This window comes from Nocardia sp. NPDC051321 (assembly GCF_044455225.1).
Taxonomy (GTDB): domain Bacteria; phylum Actinomycetota; class Actinomycetes; order Mycobacteriales; family Mycobacteriaceae; genus Nocardia.
Map to the genome: position 1 here is coordinate 86659 of NZ_JBITEM010000016.1, position 14133 is coordinate 100791.

Sequence of the window (14133 nt, forward strand, 5' to 3'; positions counted from 1 at the left end):
GCGCACTCGCGAACGGTGTGTTGGCGTACTCAGCGAGACAGCCACCGGGACAACGGGATTCTTCCATCCCAGCGGTCCCGGCGCAGGTCGGCGTTCGTCAGTGACGATGCGCCGAGTCGTACCACTGGTGTGGCACGGACCAGTCCCAGCAGTCCGCGGGCGGCCGGTCGACCGGGTTTTCGCGCTCCCATTCGACGTAGCAGCGGGCCGATCCGCCGACGCACGCGCCGCACAGGATCAGGCCGCGCAGCACGTGGCGCCACAGCGGATGGAGTGAGACTCGTCGCCGCATTGCGACCTCCTCGGCGGGGAAAGCGGGTCTGAGCAGGGGGCATAGCCTCAGGTCACGGACGATACCGGCGCGTCGCGCGGCGCGGACGATAATCGTGTGGACTGGCTCACACAGCGGGACAATCGCACGCCACAATGCTTGCTTGGAGCGCACTCCAGGTGACTACCGTGGTCGCATGAGCAAAATTTGGTTCATCACCGGCGTTTCCCGAGGATTCGGGCGCGAATGGGCGCTCGCCGCCCTGGAGCGCGGCGACAGTGTCGCAGGCACGGCACGCGACCTGAGCACGCTCGACGATCTGGTTGCCAAGTACCCCAGCACTTTTCAGCCGATCCGGCTGGACGTCACCGATCGGGCGGCCGATTTCGCCGCGGTACAGCAGGCGGCCGAGCGGTTCGGGCGGCTCGACGTGGTCATCAACAACGCGGGCTACGGGCAGTTCGGCATGATCGAGGAACTCACCGAGGACGAATTGCGCGCGCAATTCGAGACCAATGTTTTCGGCGCGTTGTGGGTCACCCAGGCGGCGCTGCCGATCCTGCGCGAGCAGGGCAGCGGTCACATCGTCCAGGTCTCCAGCATCGGCGGCATCTCCGCGTTCCCGAATCTGGGCGCCTATCACGCGTCGAAGTGGGCGCTGGAGGGGTTCACGCAGTCGCTCGCGCAGGAAGTCGCGACGTTCGGTGTGCACGTGACGCTGGTCGAGCCCGGCGGGTACGGCACCGACTGGGCGGGCCCATCATCGAAGCACGCCACCCCGAACCCGGCGTACGACCCGGCCAGAGAAGCACGCAACCAGCAGCGCAAGGAGATGCGCAGCGGCGATCCGGCCGCTACCGGCGACGCGATTCTGGCCGTGGTCGACGCGGACGAGCCGCCGTTGCGCATCTTCCTCGGCGAGATCCCGCTGACGATAGCCACCAGGGACTACGAGTCCCGGCTGGAGCTGTGGCGCAAGTGGCAGCCGATCTCCGCTGCCGCACAGGGGAATTGACGGTTCCGCAGCCGGCAACGCAAAAGCCCCGCACCCAAAGGGTGCGGGGCTCTTTCACGCTATGTCTATCAGATAGCGCGGACGTCCTGGGCCTGCGGCCCCTTCTGTCCCTGTCCGACCTCGAACTCCACGCGCTGTCCTTCTTCAAGGGACTTGAATCCCGAGCCGGACACGGCGGAGTAGTGAACGAACACGTCAGCGCCGCCACCATCTTGTGCGATAAAGCCGAAGCCCTTTTCGCTGTTGAACCACTTCACACTGCCTTGAGCCATTACTTTTACTTCTTCTTTTCTGTAGATGAGCCAAACGAATCACGTCGATAAGCTTGATCTCACTGGACTACCATGTCATGGATCGGTGGCAATCACTACGAAATATCCCGGTATGTGAGCTAACCGACACTCGCCCGGTGCGCTGAGCGCTGCTGGCACTCGACTCGGATCGCGCCCGATCATGGTGCACACCAACGTTTTACGGCACGCTGGCATCATGAATCGAGACTGTCCGAGGGGGCCGAGCGGCCGAGCTGGCTCCCGCTGACGCGAGCGAGGACGATGACCGACTACGGCAATTTACCCACGCAGCCCTTGCCACTCGGGACGAACTGGCAGGCACGGGAAGCACCACGGCTGAAGGGGGTACGGCCGCGCGAACGGGGTTCCGCGCTCGCGCGAGCCGGTGGGCACGTCGCGCTGGCCGGTGTGGTGAGCCGGTTGACCGGGTTCACCCGCACGATTCTGCTGGCGGCCTTGCTCGGCACCGCGGCGGTCGGCGATGCCTACACCGGGTCGAACAGTCTGCCGAACATGGTCTACGAGTTGTTGCTCGGCAGCGTGTTCGCCAGTGCCGTGGTGCCGCTGCTGACGAGGGCAAGGCGGCACGGGCGCAAGCACTCTCGCGAATTCACCCAGCGGGTGATGGTGGCGTCCTTGCTCGGCCTTGGCGCGGTCACCGTAGTCGCCGTGCTCTGTGCACCGCTGATCGTGCGTTTCCTGGTAGGCGATTCCGACCAGCGGCAGCTCACCACCTTGTTCGCGTATCTACTGCTGCCAGAGGTCTTCTTCTATGGTGTGACCGTCTTGCTGACGGCCGTGCTGAACGTTCGCGACAGTTTCGCCGCGGCCGCCTGGGCGCCGGTGGTCAACAACGTGATCGTGTTGCTGACGTGCGGGATCTTCGTGCTGCTCCCGGGGCCGGTCACGTTGACGCCCACCTCGATGACGTCGGCGCAGGTGCTCACGATCGGAATCGGCACCACCCTTGGGATCGTCGGGCAGGCGGTGTGGGTAGTTTTCGCGTTGCGCCGCAATGGGTTCCAGTGGAAATGGCGGGTTCGCCCCTTCCCGTACACCTGGCGGCCGGTGCGCGCAGGCATGCCCGTGCTCGGGTGGATTCTCACCTACGCCGCGATCAGTCAGGTCGGTGTCGTCGTGACGATGCGAGTGGCGTTCTCCCACAACGGGGTATCCGTCTACAACTTGGCCGACCTACTGTTCCAAGTTCCGTACGGCATCCTCGCCGCCTCGCTGCTGACGGTGCTGATGCCGCGCATCTCCCGCTCGGCCGCCGCGGGCGATCAGGCCGCCGTGATCGCCGATCTCGGGCGCGGCGCGCGCTATCTCACGGTCGCGCTCGTCCCGATGACCATGGCCATGGGTCTGCTCGGCCCGGTGCTGGCCGCGGTTGTTTTCACCGGCCGCGTCGACGCGCACGCGGCCGGATTGATCGGCACGGCCATCGCGTCGTCCGCGTTCGGCTTGGCACCGTTCGCGCTGGTGATGCTGCAGATGCGAGTCTTCTACGCGAACAATAACACTCGCACGCCGACCCTCATCAACGTGGCCATGGTGGCCACGAAGGTCGCCGTGGTCGTCCTCTCCGTCAACGTCTTTCCCGACCGTGTCGTCGTGGTGATGCTCAGCGTCTCCAGCTCGCTGTCCTACGTGGTCGGCGCGATCATGGGACACGTGCTGCTGCGCCGCCGGCACGGCCTGCTCGGATTTTCCAGCGTCGCGGTGACATTCACGCGCGTCATCTGGGCCACCGCGACCGCGGGCTGGGCGTGCCTGGCGATCATGGCCGTCACGCGCCACATGGTGCCCGATCCACGCGTCGAGCACCTCGTCACCCTCGCCGCCGGGGCACTGATCGGCGTCGCGGCATTCCTCCTGGCAGCCAAGGCAATCGGGATACCGGAGGTGCGCAACGCTCGCGCATTGCTGGCTGCTTGACGAAGGGCTATAGGCCGACGAGTTCGGCGCTTCGGAGCCACAGGCTGCGTTGGTAGTCGGCGTCGCGGCGAATGGCGACCGGCGGCAGCAGGCGCAAGCCGGGGGTAGAGGTAATGAACTGGCCTGTCGTGGATTCCAGTTCCGGGTCTATGCTCAGATCGATGCCGGTCTTCGCGCCCACCTCGGGTCGCCGGATGATTCGGGTGCGCGCCAGCGCCTTCATCGGGACCGCGATGAGCCGGTCCGCGCCGATGAGGCCGGTGGCGTTGGCGCCAGGGCAGAAGCAGTTCACGGTGACGCCGCTGCCGTCGAGTCGCCGGGCGAGTTCCTGGGTGAACAGGATGTTCATCAGCTTGGACTGCCCGTAGGCGCGGAAGGAGCCGACCGGCCCGAAGCCGCGTGGCTCGCCGAGGTGGTCGAGGTCGGGGCGGCCGCCGTTGCGGTGGGCCTCGGAGGCGGTGACGACGATCCGGGACGGTGCCGCGGCGATGAGTTGATCAAGCAGCAGGTTGGTCAGCAAGAACGGCCCGAGATGGTTTGTCGCCGTCATGGATTCGAAGCCGTCCACGGTGGTGCGCGCGAACAGCGCGTGGATGCCCGCGTTGTTGATGAGCACGTCGATGCCTGCGTAGCGGGTGCGGATCTGCTCGCCCGCGCGGCGGACCGAGGCCAGGTCGGACAGATCGCCGCTGACGATGTCGGGGCGGCCCCGCGCGCCCGGTTCGCGCTGGAGTTCGTCGGCGGTCGCCGCCGCCTTGGTTTCGTTGCGGGCCACCAGTGTCAGGTTCGCGCCACGGCGCGCCAGTGCCCGCGCGATCTCCTTGCCGATGCCGTTGGTGGCGCCGGTGATGACGATCCGCTTGCCGGTGACGTCGATGTCGTTGCTGCCCATGGAAAATCAGCCCTTCGTGATCCGGTGGCGACGACGCGGATGGTCGGCACGGTCGTTGTGGCCAAGCGGGCAGGAGTCACCACAAGTTACAGATAACAGCGATGGTCACGACCGTAGCGCACCACGACTGTCCGCAGTGCCGGATTGCGAGGCAGGCGAAGAAGGCTGCGGGCGTAGGACGTTGGCCGCGCCCGCGGCGATGACACAGAACGACACGGGCAGCAACAGGACGATGTTCAGTGGTGCCAGGTGAGTCAGCGGTCCGATGATGGCGGGCCCGGCGAGCACGCCGAGGTAGCCGAGCCCGGCAACGCGGGCGACGTTGGCGCCCGCGGCATTTCGGTCCGCATGGCCCGCGGCACTGAACAGCTGCGGGACGCAGCCGGACAGCCCGGCGCCGAACACGGTCCAGCCGACCAGAGCCAGCGGGATCCACGGCGACAGTGCCGCGATCATCAGGCCGAGAGCCGCCAGTCCAGCCCCATAGCGGAGGATGGCGACCGGTCCGAACCGGGTGGCGACGCGGTCGGCGAGCAACCTGCCGGCGGTCATGGCGGTGGCGAAAACGCCGTAGGCCAAGGCCGCGGTAGCGGCGGGGGCCGCGAGCACATCACGCAGGTGCAGCGCGCTCCAGTCGTTGGCCACGCCTTCGCACAGCATCAGCAGCAGCGCGAGACCGGCAAGCAACCAGATACGTCGCGGCGCCGCTCGCCGGACGCCCGGCTCGGAAACCGCTGCGGGGTGCGGCTTTTCGGGCCGCAGCAACGCGGGCGCGGCCAGCGCCGCGCCGACCAGGCCGAGCAGCGCCGCCATGCCGAGTGCGGCCGCCGGACGCCAACCCCAGCTCAGCGTGCGCGCGCCGACGAGTGCCGCGAGCACACCACCGAGGGAATAGGTGGCGTGGAACGCGGACATCACCGACCGTTGGTACCCGTGTTCGACCTGCACCGCATGCGCGTTCATCGCGACATCCAGACAACCGTTGCCGAAGCCGAGCGCGAGCAGCGACACCCCGAGCGTCCAGATATTCACGGATAAACCGGGCAGTACGACGGCAGCCGCGCACAACGCCGCGCTGACCGGAACGACAATCCGCGCGCCGAACCGATCGGCGAGCGGACCCACCAGCCGCATGCCGACGAAGGCCCCCGCGCCGAGCAGCAGCAACAACCAGCCGAGCGTCGGATGACCGACCCCGACGCGACGCTCGACGGCCGGGATGTGGACGACCCAGATCCCGATCAGAAAGCCGTTCAACGCGAAAAACACGAACGTGGCCAGTCGCGCGGCCCGTAGCGAACTCTGCATGACTCCGAACATATCGGACATATTTGGTGTTCGAAACATTGACTTTTGAACACAAAAGGCGTTCCATTGCGGGCGTGGCGAGCGTAGACCGGCTGAAATTGATCATCGATGCCGTGCGTGCGGCAGGCCAGATCGGGGTGGCGGAACTGGCCGAACGCACCGGCGCCTCGGAGATGACCATCCGCCGCGATCTCGAGACCCTGGCCGGCCAGGGCGTGCTGGAGCGTTATCGCGGCGGCGCGCGCACCCTGCTGTTGCGCGGCGACGAACCACCTTTCGGCATGCGCGCCACAGAGGGACTGGAGATCAAGCGACGCCTCGCCGCCGAGGTCGCCGGACTGATCGCCGATGGCGAGTCGATCATCCTCGACAGCGGCACCACCTGCCTCGAGGTCGCCCGCGCGCTCGAACACCGCCGCCTGACCGTGTTCCCCCTGTCACTGCACGCGGTCAACGCGCTCACCGGCGCACCGCTACTCACCCTGTTGGTGCCCGGCGGCAACCCGCGCCAAGGTGAGCTGGCATTGACCGGCCCGCTCACCTTGGCCTCGCTGGCGGCTTTGCGTTTCGACACCGCGATCCTAGGCTGCTGCGGCCTCACCGCCACCGACGGACTCACCGCCTACGACCTCGACGACGCCGCCATAAAACGCGCCGCGATCGCCTCGTCCCGCCGGGTCATCGCCGTCACCGAAGCCGCCAAACTTTCCCGCACCGCCCTCGCCTTCGTCGCCCCGGTCGCCGCCTTACACGTCGTCGTCACCGACGAGTCGGCCGCGCCCGACGACACCGCCGCGCTGGCAGCCGCGGGCGTCACCGTGCGACGCGCGTGAATAGGCTTCTACTCCGCGACTACCTCAGACAACTTCGAGGTCGTAGGTGACCTCGGTCCAGAACCCGCCCGGCTCGTACTCGCCGCCGAGGGTGAGGATGTAGTCGCCGCGGCTGAGATCGTCAAGGCCGCACCACAGGCCCCAGGCATTCGCCCGGTAGCGGCCCGGCGGGCCGAATGGTCCGTCGGGATGCGCATCGATCAGGAACGGGCTGCGGTTGGCGACTTCGCGCAGCGGCAAGGACACGCCGTTGAGCTCCGCGTGCCCGCTCGCGGTGGGCACCACCGGAACGCGCCTGCCGAACAGCGACGCTCGCTGGAGGAGATTGAACGCGGGGAAGAAGACCGGACGGCCGTGCGGCACGGAGCATTTTCTGCTGACCTTGCCACCGAACGTGCCCGCGAGGAACCAGACATCCGCGGCCTGGCCTTCGGCCGCGAACTTTCCGGTCTCGTCGCTGACCGGATTCCTGGCGGTGGGAATCGCCGAGGCCCACTGCCACCATCGAGCCGCCAGCTCAATGTCCCTACTCCGCATATCTACCCACCTTGATCATCAAGCCTTGAACCAGGTCAGGATAGCCATGCGCGGACGGCGGGGACCACAGGGAACGACCATCCCCAGTCGTCCCCAGTTGGGGCGAGCACGCGCTGAACGCCACCGGGTGGTCCGCACGCCGACGCCTCGGTCTCCGGCCCGGTCGTCGGCTGGCATACCTACGGCGAAATGGTCCGCACCGCATACACATTGCGCAAGGACGGCGACTGGGGCCAGGCGCGCCCCGCGGTTGTCCCCGTTTGAGCGCGCTATCGCCGGGTAGCTCGGGCCCATGACTGCGAGAACACATCGCGCCCAGGAGTCGCGTTCGGAGCAGGACACCGCATCGTTCGGGTCGTCGCGAAGCGCGCTCGCCACCGCCGGAGTTGTGCTCATCAACTCAGTCGCGGCCACCGCGACGGCGAGCCTCGGCATCATCTCGGCGCTGGTCCTCGTGCTATGAGCCGCTAGGCTCGCACCTTCGCGCCACCGGTGCGTGTTCACCGCGTCGCATGGTCATGTTCACATCGTGTTTACGATGTCCGAATGCTTATTCAGGACGCGCCGGGAAGCTCGCCCCCACCCGCCGAGCACCCGGGTGCCGCGCGGCCGCGGGATCGTCGCGTTCGACCGTTGGCCGTCTGGTTCGGTATCGGCGCCGCGGTGCTCGTGCTGGTGGCCGGCGAACTCATGGCCGCGCACATCCACGCGCTCGGTCCGCTGACGAGTCTGTTCCGCGACTACGTCGGCAGGCCGAAGTCGGCGACCACCTCGTGGGCGGGCTTTCTGCTCGCGCTGGTCGGCGTCACCACGCGCGTCCGGGTGGCCGCACTGGCCGCGGCGATCGCCATCGACCTGATCTTCGTGGTGATCCGGGCGGTCGAGGGCAGGCTGTTCACCGTCGGCAACGGTCCGACCATCGTGCTCACCGCGCTCGCGGTCTTCGCCGCCTGGCGTTGGTCCGGCGAGCGACGCCGAACCGCGCTGCGCGCCATCACTTTCGGCGCACTGCTGATCCTGGCGACCAAGGTCGGCGAGATCTGGCTGGACGTCACCGCGTGGGCCCGCCCGACCGTCCTCGATCCGTACGCGGAAGTCGCCGACCACGCGCTCGGCAACCCCTCCTGGTTCATCGGTCACCTGCTCGACGTGGCGGGACCGGTGCCGCTCGGCGTGGTGCGCTGGGTGTATTTCGAGCTCCCGGTCGCGGCCATCGTCGTCGCCGTCTGGCAGCTGCGCGGCGTGACCACCGGCCGGTGGCCCCGCCACCATCTGGTGCGCACCTTCCTCACCCTCGGCCTGATCGGCCCGCTCTTCTATGTGGTCTTCCCGGTGGTCGGCCCGATCCTCGCCTTCGGACCGCAGGGACACGGCATGGAGCTCGCCGACGTCTGGCCGAATATCGTTCCGCCGCTGCCGTTCTCCGTCGAACCGATGGCGTTCGACGGCATCACCCCGCGCAACTGCATGCCGTCGCTGCACACCGCCTGGGCGCTGTCGCTGTTCATCCACTCCCGGCGCGGACCGATGTGGCTGCGCGCGGGCGGCGCGTTCTGGTTGGTCTGCACGCTCATCGCGACGCTTGGCCTCGGCGCGCATTACGGCGTCGACCTGGTCGCCGGTGCCGCCCTGTGCCTGACCGTCGAATCCGCGCTGCGCGACCCGGACCGAGGCTGGGACCACTCCCGCATCCGCGTAGTCGCCTTGGGCGTCGTCACTTTCGCGACCACGCTGCTGTCCGTTCGCTACCTCGCTCCGACGATGGCCGACCATCCCTTCGTGTCCGGCGTCGGCCTACTCGGTCTGCTTGCCGCCCTGGCCATCCTGTTCTACCTGACCTGGTTCGCGCCGACCCGCCCGCGGAAATCCGCGGCGCAGACAGCCGAACGCATCCCCCTCGACGATCGGATTGCTCGCTGACGAGTTCGTTTCGGAGACTGGGCGAACCGAAGGTGCGATGCTCAGATCCTCAGGAGCAACAGAGGATCAACGATGAAGCAACTCTCCGGGCTCGACGCCGCGTTCTTGTCGCTCGAAACCCACAACTCCACCGGGCATGTCGGCGGATTGTGCGTGCTCGACCCGAGCGACTCACCGACCGTCCTCGACCTCGCCGCGCTGACCCGTCTGCTCAGCGAACGGGCACCGTTGATCCCGCTGCTGCACCAGCGGCTGACCTATGTACCGCTCGGCCTGGATCAGCCCTATTGGATCGATGACGAGAATTTCGACATCGAGTATCACGTCCGCGAGATCTCGCTGCCCGCACCGGGTTCGGACGCGCAGCTGACCGAACAGGTCAGCAGGTTGCACGCGCGGCCGCTCGATCGGCGCAGGCCGCTGTGGGAGGCGTACCTCATCTCCGGGATCGCCGACGGACGACTCGCGGTGTACACCAAGATGCATCACGCGGCGATCGACGGCGTCTCCGGCGCGGAACTGATGACGATCCTGCTCGACCTGACGCCGGAGGGTCGATTATCAACGCTGCCCTCGGCTTTCCCGCCGGAGCCGAAGCCGAGCAGGCGAACAATGCTCACCCGCGCGGCGGTGTCGTTGGCAGGCAGGCCTTTACAGGCCGCGCGGATCGCCGGCGATCTCGGCCGTTCGCTGCCACTCGTCGGCAGCTATCTGACGCCGTATGTGGGTGCGATACTCGGCCGCGACCACGACGACGGCGCGGTGATCGCCAGCGCGGTCGGGCTCGCGCCGAAGACGCCGTTCAACCGCGAGATCACCCCGCACCGGCGATTCGCCTTCCGCAGCGTCGATCTCGGCGAGGCGAAGACGGTCAAGAACGTCTTCGGCATGTCGGTCAACGATGTCGTGATGGCCATGTCCGCGGGGGCGTTGCGGCAGTGGCTGATCGACCATGACGCGTTGCCCGCGGTACCGCTCGTCTCGATGATCCCGGTCTCGGTGCGCGACGAGGCCAGCAGGTCGAAGCTGGGCAACAAGGTGTCGGCGATGCTGGCCTCCCTGCCGACCCATCTCGACGATCCCGTCGAGCGGCTCATCGCCGTGCACCGAGCCACGAAGATCGCGAAGGCACAGCAGGCGGCGATCCCGCCGGGCCTCGTCGAGAACGTCACCGACTTCGCGCCGCCCGCACTGGTGGCCCGCGCGGCCCGCGTCGCCTTCGCGATGGGCCTGCCACACCGGATCCCGCCGTTCAACCTGGTGATCTCCAACGTGCCGGGCCCGAACATCGATGTGTACCTCGGCGGCGCGAAAATGGTTGCCAGCTACCCACTTTCGGTCGTCATGGACGGCCAGGGCTTGAACATCACCGTCAGCAGTTCCGGCGGGCGGCTGCACTTCGGGCTGCTCGGCTGTCGCGAGCTGGTCCCCGATATCGACGTCATCGCAGGCTATCTCGTCACCGAACTGGCGGAGTTGCTCCGCGCCGCCGAGCAGGCCGATGACCGGTAGGCCCGCCTGCCGAATTATCCAGGGGCAGGCGGGCTTTCAGAGCGCGGACAGCTCGGCGACGAGGTCATCCAGGCCGAGCGAGCCCTGCGACAGCGCGGCCATGTGCCATGCCTTCAGGTCGAAGGCTTCGCCGTGCGCGGCGGCCGCGGCGGCCCGGCCACGCAGCCACGCGCGCTCGCCGAGCTTGTAGCCGATCGCCTGCCCGGGCCAGCCGAGATAGCGAACGAGCTCGCTGTCGAGGTGTTCGGGTGGCAGTCCGCAATACCGGGCGAAGAACTCCCTGGCGTTGTCCGGTTCCAGCCGCTCGCCGGGCCGGTACGGCGAGTCGGACGGATAGTCGAGGCCGACGTGCAGGCCGATATCGAGGATCACCCGGAGCACCCGCAGCATTTGCGCGTTGAGGTAGCCGAGCCGGTGGCCGGGATCGGTGAGATAGCCGAGTTCGTCCATGAGGCGTTCGGCGTACAGCGCCCAGCCCTCCAGGTTGGCGCTCACCGCGCCGATGCTGACCTGATAGGCGGACAGCTGGTCGGCCAGGTAGGTCCACTGGGCGAGTTGGAGGTGGTGGCCGGGGACGCCCTCGTGATACCAAGTGGAAATCAGACTCCACACCGGAATTCGGGCCGGGTCGAGCACCGGCAGCCAGGTGCGGCCCGGTCGGGCGAAGTCCAATGACGGCGCGGTGTAGTAGGGCGCGGCCGCACTACCCGGCGGCGCGATCATCGATTCGACCTGCCGCAGCGGCTCGGCGAGATCGAAATGGGTGCCTTGCAGATCGTTGATGGCTCGGTCCATCAGGTCCTGTAGATAGCGGCGAGCATCCGCCGGGCTGTCGAGCGCCGGACCCTGCCGCTCCAACCACTCCATGGCCTGGATCGGTGTCGAACCCGGCAGCACCTTTTCGGCTTCGGCGCGCATCTGCGTGTCGACCTCACGGAGCTGCTCCCACGCCCAGCTGTAGGCCTCGTCGAGGTCGAGGTCGGCACCGCTCCAATAGCGGACCCATCGTAGGTAGCGCTCTCGGCCGACCGTGTCGGGAGTATCGATTGTCTTCGGGCCGTATATATCTCGTAGCCATTCCCGCAATTCCGCCAAGGCCGCCGTGGCGCTGATGGCAGCCGAATCCAGTTCGGCGCGAACCGATTCCGGGGCCGGGGTGACGAAAACGCCGAACCAGCCTCCGGGATTGTCGCCCGCGATCCACTCGTCCAATTGCTGCACTACGGCGCTGACTTGCCGAGGTCCGGCCAGCAGACCGCGATCGACGCCCTCGGCCAGCGTGGACCGGTACTGGGCGAGCGCGACGGGCACCCTGTTCAGTCGGCGGCCGATCGCCTGCCACTGTGCCTCGGTATCGGTCGGCAGCAGGGTGAACACGTCGCGGACGAAATGCAGCGGAGAGTTCAGGTTGCGGAGCGCGCGGAAAGGCTCGCCCGCGTCGTGCACGGCCAGTTCGGCCGTGAGTCGCTCGCGCAGCAGTCTGGCACAGCGCCGCTCGGGCGCGTCCGGATAGCCGCCGGTGGGCTCGGCGGCATCGAGCTCGGCGAGGGTGGCGCGAGCAAGTGCGGCCGTTGCTTCCAGACCGGCCGGAGACAGGTCGGGAAGTCGGTCGTCATCGAGGTTGCGTCCGAGTTCGACCGCGATCAGCGGGTCGAGCTCGACCAAGGCGTCGACATACGCGTCCGCGATGCCGCGCGCCGTGCGCACAGGAGTCGAATCGGTTGTGGTCTCATCCATTTCGTCGACTCTGCTGGAAGTCACCGCCGGTGGCAAGGGGGCCGCCGTGCCGTAGGGGCTCAGCCGCAGACGGCACCGTAGGACGCCGACCCAACCAGCTTCGAATACTTCGCGAGCACGCCGCGGGTGTAGCGGGGCGGCAGCGGCGCCCAGCCCTCGGCACGGCTGGCGAGCTCCCCCGCATCGATCAGCAGGTCGAGAGTGCCCTTGCCGACATCGAGCCGGATCTGGTCGCCGTCGCGCACGAACGCGATCGGGCCGCCGTCGACCGCCTCCGGCGCGACGTGCCCAACGCACAGCCCGGTGGTGCCGCCGGAGAACCGTCCGTCGGTGAGCAGCAAGACGTCCTTGCCGAGTCCGGCGCCCTTGATGGCCGCGGTGATCGCGAGCATCTCGCGCATCCCCGGTCCGCCCTTGGGTCCTTCGTAGCGGATGACCACCACGTCGCCCGCCGCGATGGTGCCGTCCTCCAGCGCGTCCATCGCCGCCCGCTCGCGATCGAAAACCCGTGCCGTGCCAATGAATACGTCGGAGTCGAAGCCCGCCGACTTGACCACCGCGCCGCCGGGGGCGAGGGTGCCCTCCAGAATGGTGATGCCGCCGGTCGGATGGATCGGCGAGGTCATCGCCCGGACCACCTTGCCGTCCGGGTCCGGCGGCGCGATCTCGGCCAGGTTCTGCGCCACCGTCCGGCCCGTCACGGTCAGGCAATCCCCGTGCAGCAGACCGGCATCGAGCAATGCCTTCATCATCACTGGCACGCCACCGACCCGGTCGACGTCCGTCATCACATGCTGCCCAAAGGGTTTCACGTCGGCGAGGTGCGGCACCGTGCGACCGATGCGCGCGAAATCGGCCAGCTTCAGGTCGACGTTCGCCTCGTGCGCGATGGCGAGCAGGTGCAGCACGGCGTTGGTGGAGCCACCGAACGCCATCACCACGGCGATCGCGTTCTCGAAGGCTTCCTTGGTCAGGATGTCCGAGGTGGTGATGCCGCGGCGGAGCAGTTCCACCACCGCTTCGCCGCTGTGCCTGGCGTAACCGTCGCGGCGGCGGTCGGTCGCGGGCGGTGCCGCGCTGCCTGGCAGCGACATGCCCATCGCCTCGGCGGCGCTGGCCATGGTGTTGGCGGTGTACATGCCGCCGCAGGCGCCCTCGCCCGGACAGATGGCCCGTTCGATGGCGTCCACGTCCGCGCGGCTCATCAGCCCGCGCGAGCACGCGCCGACCGCCTCGAACGCGTCGATGATCGTCACCTCGCGTTCGCTGCCGTCGGACATCTTCGCGATGCCGGGCAGGATCGAACCGGCGTAGAGGAAGACACTTGCCAGGTTCAGCCGGGCGGCCGCCATCAGCATCCCGGGCAGCGACTTGTCGCAGCCCGCGAGCAGTACCGAGCCGTCAAGCCGCTCGGCCTGCATCACCGTCTCGACGCTGTCGGCGATCACCTCGCGCGACACCAGCGAGAAGTGCATGCCCTCGTGGCCCATGGAGATGCCGTCGGACACCGAGATGGTGCCGAACTGCATCGGGAACCCGCCGCCGGCGAACACGCCGTCCTTCGAGGCCCTGGCCAGCCGGTCGAGGGAGAGGTTGCAGGGGGTGATCTCGTTCCACGAGGAAGCCACCCCGATCTGCGGCTTCTCCCAGTCGTCGTCGCCCATGCCGACCGCGCGCAGCATCCCGCGGGCGGCCGTTTTCTCCAGGCCGTCGGTGACGTCGCGGCTGCGGGGCTTGATATCGGTGGCGTTCGGATCAGTGGGCACGGTTGTCCATCATCCTCTTGTCGGATCCGAAAGCCGCGGTGCCCACGTTTGTCGGAGGTTCGACCGGTCGATGCCGTATCTCTTGGCACTTGCCCCGTGCCGCGCGCAGGT

At 67.8% G+C, this 14133-nt stretch carries 13 protein-coding genes; 6 read left to right on the plus strand and 7 right to left on the minus strand.

Annotated elements, in window-relative coordinates:
* Window positions 1-97 precede the first annotated feature (97 nt).
* Window positions 98-292, minus strand: a complete 195-nt coding sequence (locus ACIA8C_RS33985; RefSeq protein WP_397141867.1) for a hypothetical protein — start codon at window positions 290-292, stop codon at window positions 98-100.
* A gap of 175 nt (window positions 293-467) precedes the next feature.
* Here ACIA8C_RS33985 and ACIA8C_RS33990 point away from each other — a divergent pair, with 175 nt between their 5' ends.
* Window positions 468-1286, plus strand: a complete 819-nt coding sequence (locus tag ACIA8C_RS33990) for an SDR family oxidoreductase (protein ID WP_397141869.1) — start codon at window positions 468-470, stop codon at window positions 1284-1286.
* A gap of 68 nt (window positions 1287-1354) precedes the next feature.
* Here ACIA8C_RS33990 and ACIA8C_RS33995 read toward each other — a convergent pair whose 3' ends face one another.
* Window positions 1355-1558: a cold-shock protein gene (locus tag ACIA8C_RS33995; RefSeq protein WP_107655522.1), complete on the minus strand. Its 204-nt coding sequence runs from the start codon at window positions 1556-1558 to the stop codon at window positions 1355-1357.
* A 315-nt stretch (window positions 1559-1873) separates the two neighbouring features.
* Between ACIA8C_RS33995 and murJ the strand changes: the two genes are divergently transcribed.
* Window positions 1874-3517, plus strand: coding sequence for a murein biosynthesis integral membrane protein MurJ (gene murJ / locus ACIA8C_RS34000; protein WP_397141871.1), 1644 nt, complete (start codon window positions 1874-1876; stop codon window positions 3515-3517).
* Between the two features lie 7 nt (window positions 3518-3524).
* On the opposite strand, the gene ACIA8C_RS34005 is transcribed toward murJ, so the two are convergent.
* Both ACIA8C_RS34005 and ACIA8C_RS34010 read right to left on the minus strand, forming a co-directional pair.
* Entirely contained in the window at window positions 3525-4409 is an 885-nt protein-coding gene (locus tag ACIA8C_RS34005) for an SDR family NAD(P)-dependent oxidoreductase (RefSeq protein ID WP_397141873.1), read from the minus strand.
* A 105-nt stretch (window positions 4410-4514) separates the two neighbouring features.
* Window positions 4515-5717, minus strand: coding sequence for an MFS transporter (locus ACIA8C_RS34010; RefSeq protein WP_397141875.1), 1203 nt, complete (start codon window positions 5715-5717; stop codon window positions 4515-4517).
* A gap of 74 nt (window positions 5718-5791) precedes the next feature.
* Between ACIA8C_RS34010 and ACIA8C_RS34015 the strand changes: the two genes are divergently transcribed.
* Window positions 5792-6550 carry a DeoR/GlpR family DNA-binding transcription regulator gene (locus ACIA8C_RS34015; RefSeq protein WP_397141877.1) on the plus strand — a complete coding sequence of 253 codons (759 nt, stop codon included), beginning with the start codon at window positions 5792-5794 and terminating at the stop codon, window positions 6548-6550.
* A gap of 24 nt (window positions 6551-6574) precedes the next feature.
* Here the strand turns inward: ACIA8C_RS34015 and ACIA8C_RS34020 are convergent, their stop codons facing one another.
* Window positions 6575-7087 (minus strand): hypothetical protein, encoded by a 513-nt coding sequence (locus ACIA8C_RS34020; protein ID WP_397141879.1) that lies wholly within the window; start codon window positions 7085-7087, stop codon window positions 6575-6577.
* 292 nt (window positions 7088-7379) lie between these two features.
* Between ACIA8C_RS34020 and ACIA8C_RS34025 the strand changes: the two genes are divergently transcribed.
* The 3 genes from ACIA8C_RS34025 (at window position 7380) to ACIA8C_RS34035 (ending at window position 10519) form a co-directional block, all read left to right on the plus strand.
* Window positions 7380-7550, plus strand: a complete 171-nt coding sequence (locus ACIA8C_RS34025; RefSeq protein WP_397141881.1) for a hypothetical protein — start codon at window positions 7380-7382, stop codon at window positions 7548-7550.
* A gap of 83 nt (window positions 7551-7633) precedes the next feature.
* On the plus strand, window positions 7634-9007 hold the full coding sequence (locus tag ACIA8C_RS34030) for a DUF5933 domain-containing protein (protein WP_397141883.1): 1374 nt from the start codon (window positions 7634-7636) through the stop codon (window positions 9005-9007).
* 72 nt (window positions 9008-9079) lie between these two features.
* Window positions 9080-10519 carry a wax ester/triacylglycerol synthase family O-acyltransferase gene (locus ACIA8C_RS34035; protein ID WP_397141885.1) on the plus strand — a complete coding sequence of 480 codons (1440 nt, stop codon included), beginning with the start codon at window positions 9080-9082 and terminating at the stop codon, window positions 10517-10519.
* A 36-nt stretch (window positions 10520-10555) separates the two neighbouring features.
* On the opposite strand, the gene ACIA8C_RS34040 is transcribed toward ACIA8C_RS34035, so the two are convergent.
* On the minus strand, window positions 10556-12256 hold the full coding sequence (locus ACIA8C_RS34040; RefSeq protein ID WP_397141887.1) for a DUF885 domain-containing protein: 1701 nt from the start codon (window positions 12254-12256) through the stop codon (window positions 10556-10558).
* A gap of 59 nt (window positions 12257-12315) precedes the next feature.
* Entirely contained in the window at window positions 12316-14022 is a 1707-nt protein-coding gene (ilvD, locus tag ACIA8C_RS34045; protein WP_397141889.1) for a dihydroxy-acid dehydratase, read from the minus strand.
* Between the last annotated feature and the right edge of the window lie 111 nt (window positions 14023-14133).

Bases quoted from the DNA above. Each gene is read 5' to 3' on its own strand.
- ACIA8C_RS34020 (WP_397141879.1), bottom strand. From the start codon at position 7,087: ATGCGGAGTAGGGACATTGAGCTGGCGGCTCGATGGTGGCAGTGGGCC.
- ACIA8C_RS34005 (WP_397141873.1), bottom strand. From the start codon at position 4,409: ATGGGCAGCAACGACATCGACGTCACCGGCAAGCGGATCGTCATCACC.
- ACIA8C_RS33995 (WP_107655522.1), bottom strand. From the start codon at position 1,558: ATGGCTCAAGGCAGTGTGAAGTGGTTCAACAGCGAAAAGGGCTTCGGC.
- ACIA8C_RS34035 (WP_397141885.1), top strand. From the start codon at position 9,080: ATGAAGCAACTCTCCGGGCTCGACGCCGCGTTCTTGTCGCTCGAAACC.
- ACIA8C_RS34025 (WP_397141881.1), top strand. From the start codon at position 7,380: ATGACTGCGAGAACACATCGCGCCCAGGAGTCGCGTTCGGAGCAGGAC.
- ACIA8C_RS34010 (WP_397141875.1), bottom strand. From the start codon at position 5,717: ATGCAGAGTTCGCTACGGGCCGCGCGACTGGCCACGTTCGTGTTTTTC.
- ACIA8C_RS33990 (WP_397141869.1), top strand. From the start codon at position 468: ATGAGCAAAATTTGGTTCATCACCGGCGTTTCCCGAGGATTCGGGCGC.
- ACIA8C_RS33985 (WP_397141867.1), bottom strand. From the start codon at position 292: ATGCGGCGACGAGTCTCACTCCATCCGCTGTGGCGCCACGTGCTGCGC.
- ACIA8C_RS34030 (WP_397141883.1), top strand. From the start codon at position 7,634: ATGCTTATTCAGGACGCGCCGGGAAGCTCGCCCCCACCCGCCGAGCAC.
- ACIA8C_RS34040 (WP_397141887.1), bottom strand. From the start codon at position 12,256: ATGGATGAGACCACAACCGATTCGACTCCTGTGCGCACGGCGCGCGGC.